This window comes from Vibrio rumoiensis (assembly GCF_002218045.2).
GTDB lineage: Bacteria > Pseudomonadota > Gammaproteobacteria > Enterobacterales > Vibrionaceae > Vibrio > Vibrio rumoiensis.
Genome location: NZ_AP018685.1, coordinates 2,410,337 through 2,427,501, shown reverse-complemented (window position 1 = coordinate 2,427,501; position 17,165 = coordinate 2,410,337). Strand labels below are relative to the sequence as shown.

The following is a 17,165-nucleotide window of genomic DNA, read 5'->3' as shown; positions in this document are numbered from 1 at the left end:
TTTGTCTAGTAATATGTCAAACTTTGCTCATATGGATCGTATGTGGTAGGCAGTTATTGCTCTTCTGGCTCAAACCAAGTCGAGCGAAAATCAAACCAACCTAAGTTATTCAGATGGATACCCTGAGCGTTTGCTGGACCTTTAAGGCGCATCCAATGGTGAAATAGTGGCTGTAGCCAACCTGAATGCACTACTTGCCAAATAAGATGTTCGGAATTTATATCTCCACTGCGCCATTGATTATGCCAGTACTGCAACAGGTTGTTATCTCTGCCAAAAATGGATCTACGCATCAGCGGTGAGCCCAGTAGCCAGGCACCAACATGCCAGGCTTCTGGTACTGGAAAATTGATGGTACCTAGCCAGATATCAATATTACCAGCCGCACCTTGTGCCCACTGTTCATAAGGTAACTCAATTAGCTCGAGATCAATATTGTTACGCTTAAGTAGGGTGGCCATCGCATTGGCGAGAGCTGGAAACTCAGGATGGTGGTCATGATAGGCTAAGCGAATCAAAGCGTTTGATACTGTGCTCTTAAAAGGGGAAGCTGAGTCAATCGGTGCAATCCGGTGGCACCAATTGGGTAGTAAACTGGTTGCTGGCACCCATAAATAGCGAATAGCAGGATTCAACTCTTGTGATATGGAATAAGGATTAAGAATTTGCTGCAACCAGACTCGGTTTTCGGGTTGTTGCCACTTTTCAGAGTGACTATCGCAGAGTAGGAAATATCCACCTTGTTCTAAAAACATTTCTTCAAAAAGGTCAGAAGGGCCACCAGTTAGATCAGAGGCAACACCTGCGATATATTCTTTGTCACTCAAACTTGAACTCAACCAGGTTGCATTCGCTTTGTTTGATAATGATAGTTGTGTCTCTTCGACTGCTCCATCAGATTGATGGGTTAGATTCGGCCACATCAGGATATCGACCTGATCAAGCAGAGTTCTTAAACCAAAATAGCCATCAAATGCTTTAAGACATAAACGGCGTTCGTCATTTTGTATCACTTGGTAGGGGCCTGTACCAACTGGTGACCGTACAAAATGCTCTATTTCATCATGGTTAGCAGGTAGTATCAGTGCTGAGGCTGTTGCCAGTAGTTGCGGAAAATTATCATCCTCTGCGCTGAGCTCAAATTCTACACAATGTGGTCCGACGATTTTTATCTGCTCAATATGTGAAAAAAGGGCAAGCTTACGGGCACGATTAAGAGAGGTAACAATATCGTCGCAAGTTAATGGACGGCCATCGTGAAATTGAACCGCAGGCCTTATATAGAAACGCCAGATAGATGAAGTAATCTGGCGCCAATGATGAGCTAAATCTCCTTCTACTTCACCTATTTCCTCTTTTACTCGGGTTAATCCACTGAAGATCTGACGAATAAGGTGACGTTCTGACCGTCGTAAAGGTGTTCCTGGGTATAAATTGTACATAGTTCGATAGTAGGGAACTCGCAGAACCTGGTTGTCAGGGTTAATGCTAAAGCCCAGTTTTGAGCGTAATAATGGTGCAACTAAGTGTTTGTCTGAGCCGAGAAGATCAATCGCTTCATTGAAGCGACCTTTATCAATTAAGGTTTCAGCTTTTTTACTAAGTAATTGGTTTTTATTACTTAACAGCGTTAGTGTCGAGCGTTTCCCACGCCCAAATTCCCCTTGCCAATCAATCCACCCGAACTCTTGCATTTTGATCAAAAGGTTTCGCATGTGCCGCTTGGTACAGAAAAGGTAATCAGAAAGCTCTTGTAACGTTATTGACACGCTTGTTTCACCAAAGTGGTTAAGCAGTTTGAGATATTGTTGTTCGAGCCTGTTGTTAGTCATAAAAGAGGAACTTAAAAAATTTAAACGCATCAGTTTTTAATTACCTCAATTTAGATCATTCTATCTCCATCAACAAGGTATATCTCACCGTGAGAAAAAGAGCATTTCGAGATATCGATACATTTTCGCCGTGGTTTACCTATTCGTGAATAAAGAAATGGAGAGTTTTGATGAACACAAAAATTAACAAAGATACAACGATTTGTATGTCTTTAGCTGCAAGACCTACTAACTTTGGTACACGCTTTCATAACTACCTCTACGATGCATTGGATCTGAACTATCTCTATAAGGCATTTACCAGTAAAGATCTGGCTGGCGTGATAACAGGGATGAGAGCCCTTAGTTTTCGTGGTTGCGCTATTTCGATGCCATTTAAAGAGGAAGTCATAGCATTAGTGGATGAGCTCGATCCTTCTGCGGCAGCGATTAATTCCGTCAACACCATCGTTAATACTGGCGGTCATCTCAAAGCGTATAACACCGACTACATCGCTATTTCTACGTTACTGACTCAATACTCGATCCCAACTGATTTTTCATTTGCTTTAAAAGGCAGTGGAGGAATGGCGAAGGCGGTGGCGTGTGCACTAAGAGACCTGGGATTCACCAATGGCGTGATCGTGGCTATTAATGAGCCGAGCGGTAAGGCGTTAGCCGATTTGTGTGGTTTCAAATGGCAAGCCGATATGAGAGGCATCGAAGCTGATTTGCTGATTAATGCAACGCCACTCGGCATGAGTGGTGGCCCAGAAGAGGGAAGCCTTTGCTTTTCTGAGCAAGAAATTGAACATGCGCAAGTGCTGTTTGATGTTGTTGCCATCCCTGCTGTTACACCAGCGGTTGAGTTTGCAAAATCTATAAATAAAACCGTGATCACCGGTAGTGAAGTTTTTGCTATTCAAGCCGTTGAGCAGTTTCAGTTATATACCGGAATTAAACCGAGTCATGAGCTTTTTGAACAAGCAGCTGCTTATTCAAGAAGTGAATGTTAAATCGAATAAAACATAAATAAGGTACCCTACATGACACATAAAATGGTTGCTATTACTGCCTGTCCTACGGGTGTAGCTCATACATTTATGGCGGCTGAAGCGTTAGAACTATCTGCCAAAAATAGTGGTTATGAACTTAAAGTAGAAACGCGTGGATCGGTTGGCGCAAAAAATACACTTTCGCAGGAGGATATTGATCAAGCGGATGTGGTTATCGTTGCTGCTGATATTGAACTCGATTTATCCCGTTTTTCCGGTAAAAAATTGTATAAAACCAGTACTGGGAATGCGTTAAAAAAGGCAAACGAGGTTATTGCATTAGCACTAGAGAACGGGAAAATCTACCAAACGACTAAGGCGACAGACGAGTCAACTAAAATAGAGTTAGGCGGTGTATATAAGCACTTAATGACCGGTGTGTCACACATGCTTCCACTCGTAGTTGCCGGAGGCTTATGTATTGCACTCTCTTTTGTTTTTGGTATTGAGGCATTTAAAGAGGAAGGAACATTAGCCGCAGCATTAATGCAGATTGGCGGAAAATCTGCTTTTGCTTTAATGGTTCCTGTATTAGCCGGGTTTATCGCATTTTCTATTGCTGACCGTCCGGGGCTAGCTCCAGGCTTAATCGGAGGGTTCATTGCGGCTAGCAGTGGTGCGGGTTTCATTGGCGGAATTATTGCTGGTTTTATTGCGGGTTATTCAGCAAGATTTGTTGTACAAAAAGTAGTACTGCCACAAAGTATGGAAGCGCTGAAACCCATTTTAATTGTTCCTCTTATTTCAAGCTTATTTACTGGTCTCATGTTGATCTATCTGGTAGCAGGACCTGTAGCGCAAACCATGACGATGCTGACCGATTTCTTATCAGGCATGACGTCGGCTAACGCAGTTTTACTAGGGTTAATTCTTGGTGCAATGCAATGTTTCGACCTTGGTGGTCCAGTAAACAAAGCGGCTTATACATTTGGTGTCGGATTACTTGCGTCACAGTCATACTTACCAATGGCGGCGATCATGGCTGCAGGAATGGTGCCTGCTCTTGGTATGGGACTCGCGACTTACTTATCTAAGAACAAATTTACTAAAACGGAACAAGAAGCGGGAAAAGCCTCATTTTTACTTGGATTGTGTTTTATCTCTGAAGGTGCCATACCGTTTGCTGCGAAAGATCCAATGCGAGTAATCCCTTCTACTATAGCTGGTGGTGCTTTAGCTGGTGCTCTATCTATGTTCTTTGGTTGTACCTTGATGGCACCACATGGAGGTCTGTTTGTTCTAGCGATTCCAAATGCCGTTGGCAATGTTGGCTTATACATTTTGTCAATTATTGCAGGGACGATTGTAACAGGTGTCATGTATGCGTTCTTAAAACAGGGACAATCAGCCGTTGAAGCAGAAGTGGAACAAGCATAACAATATTTAGTTTTTGAACGAGGTTGAAAGTTTGGTAATTACTAAGACTTTGTTCATTTACTAGGAGCCAGAATCATACTGGCTCCATTTTTTACGTATTCACAACGTTAGATTAGAGTATGCAGAAGTATGGATACAGGTCAGCATAAAGCAATTTTCTCGATAGCTTTAGAAACGTTCAAAGTTCCAACTAGTCTGTATCAGCCAGACTGCATATTGAAGAATGCAAATTGAAAATACTTTTTCTCATCTGAATAGATAATTTGAATTTCCAGTTCTAAAACATTTATGTCCGTGCGACCTGAAGTCGTATGAAGCGTTGTTCACCACGATAAGAGTGCACCATCTGTATCACCAGATGACCCTAGGATCCTGAATAAAGCAGCGGATCCGACAATGTAACGAAACACGGTCGTTAGGCTGTGTGGGAACTGAATCGTGAGAGGATGTTCCTCCTGATAACCACGAATTGGGTAAGTGCTAGGGTGTCAGTATGATGAACGTAAGTGAATCCACGTAAGGCGCGTTATATGATGAAGCAGCGGAAGTGGTTAATACGCTGTGGCCAAAATGGCAATGAGAGTCGGGAAGGGATTGGACAGTACCCTTTCGTGATCGATGTACTCTCCGCACTATAGTGGGCATCTAACCTGATATTTTGCGCGACATACGGAACAGGGTAAGCCTGTATATCTCCCATTGGGAAAGCAGTCTGCGAAGATTGCCGATAGGTGTGCAGGTAAAGGAGGTTAGAGAAAGCAAAGGCCGCTTTGTAATGAAGTGGATACAGGTTTATATCTGGCGCGAAAGCGAGCTGACTTCTAACTGGTCTCCCGTTGCAAGATGATTTGAAGAACTTTATTCAAGGAGAAACGCAAATGGTGACTTCATCAGAAGTTAGTGCCTCTCCTAATGGCACTCAATGGCAATCCATCGATTGGAAGGCCGTAGAGTCGCACGTGTTAAAGCTTCAAATGCGCATTGCAAAAGCAACCCGAGAGGAAAAACACAGTAAAGCGAAAGCTTTGCAGTGGGTCTTAACGCACTCGAGATCGGCCAAATTACTGGCCGTGAAGCGAGTGTCCCAAAACAAAGGCAGTAACACACCTGGAGTCGACGGTGTCATCTGGAATACGGATGCTCGTCGAATGACCGCAGTTAATCAATTGAACCGTAAATGCTATCGAGCCAAACCTCTCAGACGTATCTACATCCCGAAAAAGAACGGCAAACTTAGACCCCTCGGTATTCCATGCATGATAGACCGAGCGCAACAAGCGCTTTATCTGCTTGCTCTTGAACCGATATCGGAAACGATAGCAGATCCAAATAGCTACGGTTTTCGCCCTAATCGCAGCACGGCTGACGCAATAGCACAATGCTTCAAATGCTTGTGTCTTAAGCGCTCAGGTCGCTGGATCTTGGAGGGGGATATTAAAGCTTGCTTTGACAAGATTGGGCATGAATGGCTACTTGAACATGTTCAAATAGACAAAAGGATGCTGAAGCAGTGGTTAGGCTCTGGCTATATCGATAAGGGCTTGTTCTACCGAACGTCGGAGGGAACTCCGCAAGGAGGAATTATCTCTCCAACGCTTATGTTACTGACGCTTGCGGGCCTAGAAAAGCTCGTGAAAGAGGTCGCTAAGAAATCGGGAGAACGAGTTAACTTTATCGGTTATGCGGATGATTTTGTGATAACAGGTTCGTCAAAAGATGTTCTTGTTAACGAAGTCAAACCACGGGTGATTGATTTTCTAAAAGAAAGAGGGTTGGCACTCTCTGAAGAGAAAACACACATTACTCATATAGATGACGGCTTTGATTTTCTAGGTTTTAACCTCAGGAAGTACAAAGGCAAATTGCTCATCAAACCGAGTAAGAGCAACGTTCTCTCTTTCTTGGGTAACTTGCGTGAACTCATCAAGAAGCACGCAACAATGCCAGTCAATGATCTCATTAGATTACTGAACCCTAAGCTGAAAGGTTGGGCGAACTATTATCGCCACTGCGTTGCAAAGCGCACTTTCGGTTACCTCGGTCATCAAATCTTCTGGTTACTGTGGCGATGGGCGGTTAGACGCCATCCCACTAAACCAAAAGACTGGGTAAGGCGAAAATACTACATGAATAGAAGTGGTGGGTGGCAATTTCACGGTTGGCAGAAAATCGCCAATATGGACTGTCACTACAACCTAATTCAAATAGCGAAAACGCCGATTAAAAGGCATGTAAAAATCAGAAGTGCAGCAACCCCATTCGATCCGCTTTACCAAGATTACTTGGCAAAGAGGAAGCCGAAAAAGGAAGGCCGTCACTCTTGGTTTGACCCTGCTTTAACTGCTATCTAGGTTGCTGGGTAACGTAATACGCCTTAGCGGAGGCTTGAGCCGTATGCAGTGAAAGTTGCACGTACGGTTCTTAGGAGAGCGGCACTTGGTAACAAGTGTCGCTTATCCGACAAAAGTGAATTTTGATCTTTATTGTCATTTATCGCACCGTTTTAAGGATGAATAAAAGATAGTTCAATGATGTGTTTTTTGTGTTAATTTTTTTGTTCTGGCGTGCTGTTTTTGGTGTTTGTTTTTATAAGGATGGAATTACTTTGCCGATACAAATAACAGGTTTAATTGATAGTGGTTATGGGTTGTATATTGATGATTGGACAATGGAGGCGGATCAGCATTGGGTGATATTTTCTACCTACAGTCATTGTGGTTCATTGCTTGGTCGATTATTAACTGGTGATCTCCCGCTTGAGAAGCATCATATGGAGGGGCTTCCTAAGAACATTGGTTGGGTGTCTTTGTATCAGCAACAGCTTCTATTAGAGAAAGAGCTGGCGGATGATGATACCGATTTTATGGATCGTTTGGATTATGGCTCTAGCGTGGAAGCCTTAGTGTCGGAAGTGTGCCGCGAAGCCAATCAATTAGATCATTTATTAAAATTGACCGATCTTACTCACTTGCGCCAGAGAGGTTTTCGCCAACTGTCTACTGGGGAGACGCGCCGAGTGATGTTGGCTAGAGCGCTGGCGATTGACCCTGAATTATTGGTCTTAGATGAACCATACGCCGGGCTCGATATTGCCCATCAACAACAATTATCACAATTACTCGAAACGCTTTCTCAGACCATTCAGTTGTTGATCATAACTTCTCGTGAAGATGAAATTCCAAGTTGTATTACTCATGTGGCGATGTTTAACGCCGAAGTTGATAAAAACGGCAATACGATTCAACGGTTAAGTGCGCCAATGAGTATCGATGAATGGCACTCACACCCTGTTATGGCGCAATTAAACGCACTTTCGCAACAACGTAGCCAGGATGTGATTGAATTGATTAAAAGACAGCGTTATCAGGCGAAGTACCCAGATCCTTTGGTAGAGCTTAAAAATGGCAAAGTTGAATATACCGATGGTTTGATCTTCAAAGAGGTAAATTGGCGCATTAATAATGGTGAGCATTGGCAAGTACGTGGGCCAAACGGCTGCGGAAAAAGCACCTTATTGGGGTTGATATTAGGTGACCACCCGCAATGCTACAGTAATGACATTACCTTGTTTGGCAAACCTCGTGGCAGTGGCGAAACGATTTGGCAAGTTAAAGAGCAAATCGGCATTGTCTCATCATCACTGCATTTGCAATATCGAGTCAATTGCAGTGCCTTGGAAGTGTTAATTTCCGGGTTCTTTGATTCGATAGGGGTGTATCAAAAGCCCAGCGAAAAGCAGGTGGATTCTGCAAAAGATTGGTTAGCTATTTTACACATGAGCGAGTTTGAGAAAATCAGCTTTAAGCAGCTTGATTATGGTCAGCAACGCTTGTTATTAATTGGACGCGCCCTGATTAAGCAACCTGTGTTATTGATTTTAGATGAACCTTATCAAGGCTTAGATTTCATTAATCGTAAACTAGTGATGAATACCTTGAATATGATCGCGGAAGAGAATTTGAGTCAACTGTTGTATGTGTCTCATCATGTCGATGATGCGTTGCCTGCGATTAAAAATTATGTCGATTTTGTTGGTGATGCACACAGCGGTTATCAAGTGTCGATTAATCCACAGAGTTGAGCGTCTTTGCGATAGTTTGACAAGCTCTTCGTACTTGTAACGGCTGCTTTATTGCCATTAGATTGGCACACAAGTAAGAAAAGGTAAGTGGTTTAGACTTACCTTTTTTACATATTAATCTTCCGAGCTCTGCTCTTCTTTTTGCATAACACGGTTCATATTAATGGTCTTTGGGCGACGGCGTTTTTGAATGGTTTGATGGACGCCACGACGCAAGCTCTGAAAGCTCTTTTCCACTTTATCGACACCTAATAAGACACCAAGAGCCAGGGCAGTAAAAATAATGGATTGTGTTTCATGACCAAGTCCAATCATTAATCCTAATGCTGCCAGTACCCAAATCACCGCCGCGGAAGTCACGCCATGAATTTTACCATCCATCGTCATCATCACGCCCGCACCTAAAAACCCGACACCAGTAATGATTTGGCCTAATACTCGGGCTTGATCTAGGGTATTAGGCGATAACGACACTGCCATTGCCATAAATAAATAAGTACCGGAAACGATCAATATCGCGGTGCGAATACCAACGGGTTTTCCCCTAAGTTGACGCTCCAAACCGATTAATGTGCCGTTAATTGCGCAGGCAGCCAGAGACCACCAATCAAAAGGTTCGATATTAAGCCATGCAGGATTCATTGATGGAGATTTGCCCTTATTAATGTTAAAGAAATTCATCGTAAAAGAGGTGTGATAAGAAAGTGGAATATGACGATTTTTGATTCAGAGATCTAGTTGATTATTGATGATATTTTTTTATCTCTAAGGTAAGTACTTTCTATCGTAGGTGATTTTTGTTGATTGTTAATGCTAAAAATACATTTTCTACTATCAATATATGTGATTTTTGCATGGTGTGTATGCGTTGTTATCACTATTTTTATTAGGGTTTATTACCTATACTGCCTGCATATTAAGTCGAACGGCTAACCAACAAGTTGGAGATGTTATGTTTAAAGCTTTAGTTCTTAACCAAGAAGACAAACGTACAATCGCGAATATCGAAATGTTAGATGAAAGCCAATTACCGGAAGGTGAAGTATTGGTGGCGGTGGATTACTCTTCAATTAATTACAAAGATGGCTTAGCCGTTACTGGTAAAGGCAAAATTATTCGTAACTTCCCAATGGTGCCAGGTATTGACTTTGCAGGTACGGTTTTAGAGTCTCAAGACGACCGTTATTCTGAAGGCGATAAAGTGGTTTTAACTGGCTGGGGCGTAGGTGAAAACCATTGGGGCGGCATGGCTGAAAAAGCGCGCTTAAAAGCCGATTGGTTAGTGCCATTACCACAAGGTTTAGATGCCAAAAGTGCCATGATGGTCGGAACGGCTGGTTTTACTGCAATGTTGTGCGTACAAGCTATCCTTGATGCTGGCGTAAAACCGGAAGATGGTGAGATCTTAGTGACAGGTGCCAGTGGTGGTGTAGGCTCTGTTTCTGTCACGCTACTGAGCAAGTTAGGTTATAAAGTTGCAGCGGTGACCGGACGCCTAGAAACCAATGGCCCATTATTAGAAAAATTGGGCGCAACGCGTGTGATTGAACGCAGTGAGTTTGAAGAGCCTGCTCGTCCACTTGAAAAACAAGTGTGGGCCGGTGCGGTTGATACCGTCGGCAGCAAAGTATTGGCAAAAGTATTGGCACAAATGGATTATAACTCAGTGGTTGCAGCTTGTGGTTTAGCTGGTGGATTTGATCTTCCAACGACTGTCATGCCATTTATTTTACGTAATGTGCGCCTACAAGGTGTTGACTCAGTTAACAGCCCTGTAGAAAAACGTATTGCTGCGTGGAAATCATTATCAGAACTACTACCGGCCAGCTATTTTGAGCAAGCGTGTACTGAAATTAAGTTAGAAGATGTCCCTCAATACGCGGACAATATTACCAACGGTCAAGTAACAGGCCGAATTGTGGTCAACCTTCGAGACTAGGACGCTACGTTATTCGTATCTAGTCATTCGAAAAAGCAGAAATTTAAAGCCTTGCGGTGCTTTGACATGAGTCGCTGCTTGGCTTTTTTATAGGTGAAGCATAGGGTTCATTTGTTGATGTAAAATGCGCAGAATAAAAATACCCTGTTCTCTTATTCGATAGAAAATGGCGTGCTTTTTATAATCATGTCTTCTTATTCCCTGCTTGATCTCATTGTAATCGCGGCCAAGCAAAGGTGCTTCAGATAGAATAAGTAAGCAGCGTTCCATATCATCGGTGTAGTCATCAGCCTGATCTTCACCAAAATTTAACCAAGTGTATTCATAAATTATCCCGAAATCTTCTTCGGCTTTTTTTGATAATTTATACACTCAACTTAGCCTTGCGCTGCGCAGCAATCTGCTTTAAAGATAAGTTGCTTTCACCACTTTGTTCACCTTCTTCAATCGCATTACGTAGCATATTTTGCTGGTTTTCTTGTTGCTCCAACAAACGTAAGGCACTTCTCATTACTTCACTGGTTGAGCCGTAACGACCAGTTTGTATCATACGTTCAATAAAGCTATTGAGTGATTCGCCGATTGTGACACTTGTTGTTCGTCCCATGGGATTTACCTTGTATTAATTATTCACACAAAGTTTATCATAGATTAAAAATTATGCTATTTTGGATGCGGTTTTGTTTTTGTTGAGAGTAGCGTGTAAAGCCAAAGGGAGCGCGGTTTGCTTTTTCTAGGAATTAGGAACCTTTAACCCCTTACTCTATTCCCATCACCTCAATCCTTTCCGCAATTAATTTACCACATTCTTGTTTTAAGACTCCGCGCAACCATTGCTGAGCGGAAGATTGGTCACAACGCGAATGCCAAATGAGCGAGTAATCAAATGGTGTTAAATCGAAAGGCGTCTTCTTGATGAGGAGGTTATAACGCTTCGCCACAAGGTAGGCTAAATCTGCAGGTACAGTAATAATTAACGGTACGGTTTCTAACATCGCAAGAGCTGCTTCTAAGTGATAAGCCCGTAGCAGCCATTTAGGTTCAGGATAACCAGATAATGCTTGGTCAATCAGTGCTTTCACGCCATCGCTGATCGCAATCATTGCGTGGTTGGCGGTTAAATAATCTTCCAAAGTTAATTCAGCGTTGGCGAGGGGGTGATTAGGTGAGAGTAAACAAAACACGCCGACTTTACCCAAATGTTCTTTTTTGAGCGGATCGACTGAGTAGGTTGGGCGGCAAATCGCCATATCTGCGCCTTGAGTTGTGAGCTGTTCTTTTAAATGCTGATGCTGCAATGGTATTAACTCTAAACGAATATTTGGCGCTTCTTGATAAATACGCGGTAAGGCAAACGGCAAAATGGTTTGCATGGCATAGTCGGTGGTGGCAATGGTGAACTTTTGGTTGCACTCTTGGGGCACAAATTCTTGAGGAGATAAAATATCGCGTATATTTTCGAGAGGTTGGGTTAGCGATTGATTAAATTCCAACGCTTTTTGAGTAGGAATTAAACGCTGCCCCTGGCGAGTAAACAAGGGATCATCTAGTAGCACGCGTAGGCGGCCTAACACTCGGCTCATCGCTGATTGACTTAGGCTTAGACGCTGCGCCGCTTTGCTGACCGTTTCTTCTTCAATTAAAACTCGCAGAGCAATCAAAAGATTGAGATCGCGGCGGTAAATGTCATCTAATTCCATAATCAGCCTTATTAAGAGAGATAAAGATCTAATGGGGTTTTACTTGCTTCGCCGCCGATTTCTCTTGCGAGCGTTGGTACAAGATACCCTGAAACTTGCGTCAGTAATCCCGAGATGATTTCTCGTGCTTTTTCATCGGATACATAAAAATGCGCCGCGCCTTGTACTTTATCTAAAAGGTGTAAGTAATAAGGTAAGACTCCCGCCTTAAATAAGGAGTGGCTTAATGCCGCTTGCGCTTCAACTGAATCGTTAATCCCTTTTAATAATACGCTTTGATTAAGTAAGTGCACACCAACTTGTCGTAGCTTATTGAGACTCGTGGCCAGTTCATCATTGATTTCGTTGGCATGATTAATATGTGTAACCATCACCACATTTAAGTGAGTGTGATGGAGGATTTGGCACAATTCATCGGTAATTCTTGAGGGAATGACCACGGGTAAGCGGCTATGAATACGTAAGGTTTTGATGTGTTCAATTTGGCTGATGCTGTCAATCAGCCACTGTAATTCGGTGTCTTTAGCCATTAACGGGTCACCACCCGATAAAATCACTTCATCTAATTCCGGGTGCTCGGCAATGTAATCGAGGTTTTGTTGCCATGTGCTTTTATTGCCTTTGTTGTCCTGATATGGAAAGTGGCGACGGAAACAATAGCGACAGTTAATGGCGCAGCCACCCTTGACGATCATTAATACTCGGCTGCGGTATTTGTGCAGAAGTCCAGGCAAGGCATTATCTTGTTCATCAAGTGGATCCGTTGAATATCCGTCATGTACATTAAATTCTTCATTTAAAGGCAATACTTGGCGCAATAGTGGATCGTATGGATTGCCTTTTTCCATTCTATCGACAAAACTTCTAGGAACGCGTTGGGCAAATAACTGACGTGCTTTCAACCCCGATAACCACGGCGTGGGATCGATTTCCAATAATTCAAGCAGTTGCATAGGATCTGAAATCGCCTGTGCTAATTCGGTTAACCAAGAATTTTGTCGAGTTAGATCATTTTGTCGGCTATTTGGCGAGGTTTTACGCCACTTTTGCTCAACAGAAATGACTTTTCGGGTTATTATATCGGGCATTAAATTGAACTCGAAGAATATATAGAGGAAATCATGGCGACAGTTAGCACCAATGAATTCAAAGGCGGTTTAAAATTCATGTTGGATAATGAGCCTTGCTCAATCATCGAAAATGAATACGTTAAGCCTGGTAAAGGGCAAGCGTTTAACCGCGTTAAGCTTCGCAAACTTTTGTCTGGAAAAACGTTAGAGAAAACGTTCAAGTCAGGTGAAAGCTTTGAACTGGCTGACGTAGTTGATGTCGAACTCGGCTACCTGTATAGCGATGGTGAATTCTACCATTTCATGAACAACGAAACCTTTGAGCAAATTGCCGCAGATGTAAAAGCAGTTGGCGATACGGCTAAATGGTTAGTTGAAAATGACGTTTGTACTCTAACTTTATGGAATGATAACCCTATCTCTGTGACTCCGCCAAACTTTGTTGAGCTGGAAGTAACAGAAACAGACCCTGGCCTTAAGGGTGATACTCAAGGTACGGGCGGCAAGCCTGCAACATTGAGCACTGGCGCAGTGGTTCGTGTTCCACTATTCATCGCGATTGGTGAAGTCGTGAAAGTGGATACTCGTACAGGCGAATACGTTGGTCGTGTTAAATAAAATGCTAGGTTGCTAGTTCCTAGCTTCTAGAAAAAGATGATAAATGGGCCGCTGAATTTTCAGCGGCCCATTTTTTGTGAATGTAGAATACCGTATTATTTTAGGAAAGGTGCAACCGCATAGGTTTGACTTTGTGATAGCAGTAAGCCGATAGTGATCAGTAATAAACCTGCTAATAACTTCGCAACTAAAGAGATATAGCGGGTGTTCAGTTTATTGGGTTTGCGATAGATATTGATGATTTTTTTGCCTGAAATGGTGAGTAAGGCAATGGTTGAAATAGTGATGGCTGTTCCTACTCCCATTAAGAAGCTGCTTACCACGCCCAGCCAATATAACCCCATGATATGAGAAAAGAGCAGCACCATAATCGCCCCTGTGCATGGCCTCATGCCAATACCAAGAATGATGGTGATGTATTGTTTTAAGTTTGTTGCTTGATTGATGTCTTCCGCGCTCGCGAAATGTTTGTGCCCACAACCACAATGTTGATCGTGTTTATGTGATAAGTGATGCTGATTTTGTTGAGGCTTTAACATCGCTGAAGAGGGATTGCTCGGACTTAGCTGGATCTTATTGATTGATAAATTTACTTTAGGTTGTTGTTTGTTTGAATGGATATGATGTTTGATCGCACTGTAGATAATCGACAATCCTAAATAAGCCATGATGAGGTAGCTGGCATCAATAAAGTAGATTGATTGTTGATTAACTTCTTTCATCGAGGCATTGAATCCCCACAATAATACACTGACTAAACTGATCGCGACTAATGCCTGAGTTAGTGCGGCGAGTACCGTCAATATCAAGCTAGTTTTTATTTTTGTTGGGTGAGTGGCAAGGTAAGTCGTCACGATCACTTTACCATGTCCAGGACCTAGTGAGTGTAAAATACCGTAGGCAAAACTCAGCCCGACAAAATATAGAATGGTTTTTATATCATGAGCTTGGCTATCCATTAATGAGTTTGTTAAGACTTCATTAATGTCTTTTTGCCATCTCATACTTTGCATTAATAAGTAAGGCCATTCACGATAAAGCAAATAAATGAAGCTACAAAAGCCAACCAGAAGAACCCAGAACAATCTATTATTACTTGGCTTTAATGACGAAGTGCGAGTGGATTGCATAAATAGACCTTATAAACAGGTTAGGTGAACCGTTTGAGCAAACAGTTGCCCTAAGGGGCGATCGGGAGTGACATCTGCCGGTAAAGACGAGGCGTACATCATTTGTTCCGCAGTGGGCTTGGCTTGCTCAATATCGGCATGGCAGTGTGATTGAAGTTGAGGGGAAAAATGAATATCACGACTGCTTTTCCATGACATATCTACATAGTAGGTCGGTTCGTATATTTTTAGAGTAATTGGTGTTGTCGATAAAGAGATGGGTTTTTCTAAAGTCAGTTGGAAGCTCAGTGTCAGGCGATTTTTTTCGTAAGTGAAATGAGCGCTATCGGTTTCTAAATAGCGGATAGGCGTTTTATCGTGATAAAGATAAGTATAGTAATGAACGCCAAGTAGATTTTTGATTAACTGATGAGCTAATTGATTTAATGTCGAGGATAAATGTGCTTCCGACGTGTCTAAGCCATCAAGGTTATAAGCGCTACTCATTGGATCGTACTGCCATTGCATTTTGATTTTATTGATGTTTTTGTGGGTGCCTATAAACGTTGTCTGCATGTTAATCCAAGCATGCGGATGAGCATTAACAGGAGAGCTAAGTATCAATGTAATCAAAATGAGTAAATACTTCATAGCAAATTTTTCATTACCGAACATTGGCTTTAATTGTTACAATATAACACATGCATTACTGAGAGTTTAGCTTCTATTTCAGTCTATTTTAATCAAAGTAAGTTCCTTATTTCAGAAGCCATGGGATGGATAAATTGATCATGAAAAAAGTGGCGCTGTATGTATTTTCAAGCTTTATAAGCCTCCCTGTGATGGCGCACCCTCATTCATGGATCGATATGAAAACCAAAATTGTGGGTAATGAAGAGGGGATTCATCAGTTATCCATGAGTTGGGAAATGGATCCGATGACGTCAAGTTATGCTCTTGATGGGGTCGACCGCTCTGCGAAAGATTTTCCACAGCAGCTAAAAGCTCTGGCGGAAGAGGCGGTCATCAATATGTATGACATGCATTATTTAACCTATCTATCTGATGGTAAAACGTCTTACGCATTTGCCAAAACGACTCAAGGCCACTACACACTAGATGGTATGAAATTGATCTTATCTTTTGATATTAAATTCAAGCATCCTGTGCCTATCGTCGGCCATATGTTACTGCTTCAAAGTTATGATCCTACCTATTATGTCGATATGGTTTGGAAAGATGTCACCGATGTTAGCTTTTCTCCGGAGCTTGCTCAAAAATGTCATGTAAAGCTTATTCATCCTCATCCTACCGCTCAACAAATTAGTTATGCGGCCTCTATACCCGCTGATGTCAACCCAAGTGAAAACCTAGGGAAACTGTTTGCTCAAACGAGCCAGATAGTCTGCCTATAGACGACTCGATTTCCATTGTTTCTTCATTGATTAAGGAAAGGAAAGAGTATTGTAGAAGAATAATTCTTTTATAATTTACTTTTGTTATGTTATAACATACGAATTGTGTAACAAAGTGTGTTTGATTATGAAAGTCTCTACAAGTTCTCGCGTTAACACCTCTACTACCAACTATTCAAGTATTAACCGAGTGCTAAGAACCCTTTTGCTTTTAACTATTCTGTGGAGTGCGGTGTATTGGGCGGGGCAGCTTTTATGATTCATTTAACGAACTTAGTTGTTGGATATAAAAAACAACCTTTAATGAAAGAAATGAATGGTTGTTTTCAATCCGGAAGTTTAACGGCGGTCATGGGACTCAATGGAACCGGAAAATCAACGTTATTGAGGACAATTGCTCAAGTACAAAAGCCTCTTGAGGGGCATATTCACTTTCCGGGCTCTAAAGAAATGACGATGTCTTGGCTTCCGCAATTGGCAGACGTTGATCGCTCTTTTCCGATCCAAGTGATGGATGTCGTTTCCATGGGCTGCTGGCCTAAGTTAAGCCTGTTTAGGGCTCTCAAAGCAACTCATTGTCATCGTGTTCATCTTGCAATGGAACAAGTCGGAATTTTAGATTTAGCCAATAAGACGATTGATCAACTATCTGGTGGGCAGTTTCAGCGCATGCTGTTTGCACGGATGTTGGTGCAAAATAGTGACGTTATGTTGATGGATGAGCCGTTTGTTGGGATAGATACTAAAACGAGAGATGTTTTATTGAACTTGATCATGGAGTTACATCAAGCCGGGAAAACAATCATTGCCGTGTTACACCAAGCCGATATCGTTCATCGCTATTTTTCTGATCTCTTGTTGCTGAAAGACGGCGACGTTTTATGGGGAAAGACTGAAAAAATACTGCCTCATTTCCACGATACGTTTCAGTGGGCTGAACCACATTTGATGGTAAATGAAAAAATCAAACCAAGCATTGTTGAGGCATGA

Annotated in this window: 16 protein-coding genes and 1 pseudogene; 9 read left to right on the top strand and 8 right to left on the bottom strand. The window is 42.2% G+C overall.

Going from position 1 to position 17,165, the window contains the following annotated elements:
- Positions 1 to 53: 53 nt before the first annotated feature.
- On the bottom strand, positions 54 to 1,832 hold the full coding sequence (locus VRUMOI_RS11090) for an SgrR family transcriptional regulator (RefSeq protein ID WP_089139875.1): 1,779 nt from the start codon (positions 1,830 to 1,832) through the stop codon (positions 54 to 56).
- A 170-nt stretch (positions 1,833 to 2,002) separates the two neighbouring features.
- Between VRUMOI_RS11090 and VRUMOI_RS11085 the strand changes: the two genes are divergently transcribed.
- From VRUMOI_RS11085 to VRUMOI_RS11070, 5 genes and pseudogenes are all read left to right on the top strand, one after another.
- Positions 2,003 to 2,827 carry a shikimate 5-dehydrogenase gene (locus VRUMOI_RS11085; protein WP_089139865.1) on the top strand — a complete coding sequence of 275 codons (825 nt, stop codon included), beginning with the start codon at positions 2,003 to 2,005 and terminating at the stop codon, positions 2,825 to 2,827.
- Between the two features lie 39 nt (positions 2,828 to 2,866).
- Positions 2,867 to 3,134, top strand: a pseudogene (locus VRUMOI_RS19720) (PTS fructose transporter subunit IIB); the annotation flags it as partial.
- Between the two features lie 5 nt (positions 3,135 to 3,139).
- Positions 3,140 to 4,243, top strand: a complete 1,104-nt coding sequence (locus tag VRUMOI_RS11080; RefSeq protein WP_408646272.1) for a fructose-specific PTS transporter subunit EIIC — start codon at positions 3,140 to 3,142, stop codon at positions 4,241 to 4,243.
- Positions 4,244 to 5,121: 878 nt separating this feature from the next.
- Positions 5,122 to 6,594 carry a group II intron reverse transcriptase/maturase gene (gene ltrA, locus VRUMOI_RS11075; RefSeq protein ID WP_110410654.1) on the top strand — a complete coding sequence of 491 codons (1,473 nt, stop codon included), beginning with the start codon at positions 5,122 to 5,124 and terminating at the stop codon, positions 6,592 to 6,594.
- Positions 6,595 to 6,848: 254 nt separating this feature from the next.
- Positions 6,849 to 8,324: an ATP-binding cassette domain-containing protein gene (locus VRUMOI_RS11070; protein ID WP_408646227.1), complete on the top strand. Its 1,476-nt coding sequence runs from the start codon at positions 6,849 to 6,851 to the stop codon at positions 8,322 to 8,324.
- 114 nt (positions 8,325 to 8,438) lie between these two features.
- Here the strand turns inward: VRUMOI_RS11070 and VRUMOI_RS11065 are convergent, their stop codons facing one another.
- Positions 8,439 to 8,966, bottom strand: a complete 528-nt coding sequence (locus VRUMOI_RS11065) for an MgtC/SapB family protein (protein WP_089139145.1) — start codon at positions 8,964 to 8,966, stop codon at positions 8,439 to 8,441.
- A gap of 310 nt (positions 8,967 to 9,276) precedes the next feature.
- Between VRUMOI_RS11065 and acuI the strand changes: the two genes are divergently transcribed.
- Positions 9,277 to 10,263, top strand: a complete 987-nt coding sequence (acuI, locus tag VRUMOI_RS11060) for an acrylyl-CoA reductase (NADPH) (RefSeq protein ID WP_089139144.1) — start codon at positions 9,277 to 9,279, stop codon at positions 10,261 to 10,263.
- A gap of 87 nt (positions 10,264 to 10,350) precedes the next feature.
- On the opposite strand, the gene VRUMOI_RS11055 is transcribed toward acuI, so the two are convergent.
- The 4 genes from VRUMOI_RS11055 to epmB all read right to left on the bottom strand — a co-directional run bounded on the left by VRUMOI_RS11055 (position 10,351) and on the right by epmB (position 13,051).
- Positions 10,351 to 10,635, bottom strand: coding sequence for a type II toxin-antitoxin system RelE/ParE family toxin (locus tag VRUMOI_RS11055; protein WP_089139143.1), 285 nt, complete (start codon positions 10,633 to 10,635; stop codon positions 10,351 to 10,353).
- The gene (locus tag VRUMOI_RS11050) at positions 10,628 to 10,870 is read right to left on the bottom strand and encodes a type II toxin-antitoxin system ParD family antitoxin (protein ID WP_089139142.1); all 243 of its coding nucleotides are present in this window, start codon (positions 10,868 to 10,870) and stop codon (positions 10,628 to 10,630) included. The genes VRUMOI_RS11055 and VRUMOI_RS11050 overlap by 8 nt, the downstream gene beginning before the upstream one ends.
- A 151-nt stretch (positions 10,871 to 11,021) precedes the next feature.
- Positions 11,022 to 11,963, bottom strand: coding sequence for a LysR family transcriptional regulator (locus tag VRUMOI_RS11045; protein ID WP_089139141.1), 942 nt, complete (start codon positions 11,961 to 11,963; stop codon positions 11,022 to 11,024).
- Positions 11,964 to 11,974: 11 nt separating this feature from the next.
- Positions 11,975 to 13,051, bottom strand: a complete 1,077-nt coding sequence (gene epmB / locus VRUMOI_RS11040; protein ID WP_089139140.1) for an EF-P beta-lysylation protein EpmB — start codon at positions 13,049 to 13,051, stop codon at positions 11,975 to 11,977.
- A 33-nt stretch (positions 13,052 to 13,084) separates the two neighbouring features.
- Between epmB and efp the strand changes: the two genes are divergently transcribed.
- A complete protein-coding gene (gene efp, locus VRUMOI_RS11035) occupies positions 13,085 to 13,651 on the top strand; it encodes an elongation factor P (RefSeq protein WP_089139139.1) in 567 nt (188 codons plus the stop codon).
- Between the two features lie 95 nt (positions 13,652 to 13,746).
- Here efp and VRUMOI_RS11030 read toward each other — a convergent pair whose 3' ends face one another.
- Both VRUMOI_RS11030 and VRUMOI_RS11025 read right to left on the bottom strand, forming a co-directional pair.
- A complete protein-coding gene (locus VRUMOI_RS11030; RefSeq protein WP_089139138.1) occupies positions 13,747 to 14,781 on the bottom strand; it encodes a nickel/cobalt transporter in 1,035 nt (344 codons plus the stop codon).
- A gap of 9 nt (positions 14,782 to 14,790) precedes the next feature.
- Positions 14,791 to 15,411, bottom strand: a complete 621-nt coding sequence (locus VRUMOI_RS11025) for a DUF1007 family protein (protein ID WP_162598366.1) — start codon at positions 15,409 to 15,411, stop codon at positions 14,791 to 14,793.
- A gap of 125 nt (positions 15,412 to 15,536) precedes the next feature.
- Between VRUMOI_RS11025 and VRUMOI_RS11020 the strand changes: the two genes are divergently transcribed.
- Both VRUMOI_RS11020 and VRUMOI_RS11015 read left to right on the top strand, forming a co-directional pair.
- On the top strand, positions 15,537 to 16,175 hold the full coding sequence (locus VRUMOI_RS11020) for a DUF1007 family protein (protein WP_089139136.1): 639 nt from the start codon (positions 15,537 to 15,539) through the stop codon (positions 16,173 to 16,175).
- Positions 16,176 to 16,430: 255 nt separating this feature from the next.
- Entirely contained in the window at positions 16,431 to 17,165 is a 735-nt protein-coding gene (locus tag VRUMOI_RS11015) for a metal ABC transporter ATP-binding protein (protein ID WP_162598365.1), read from the top strand.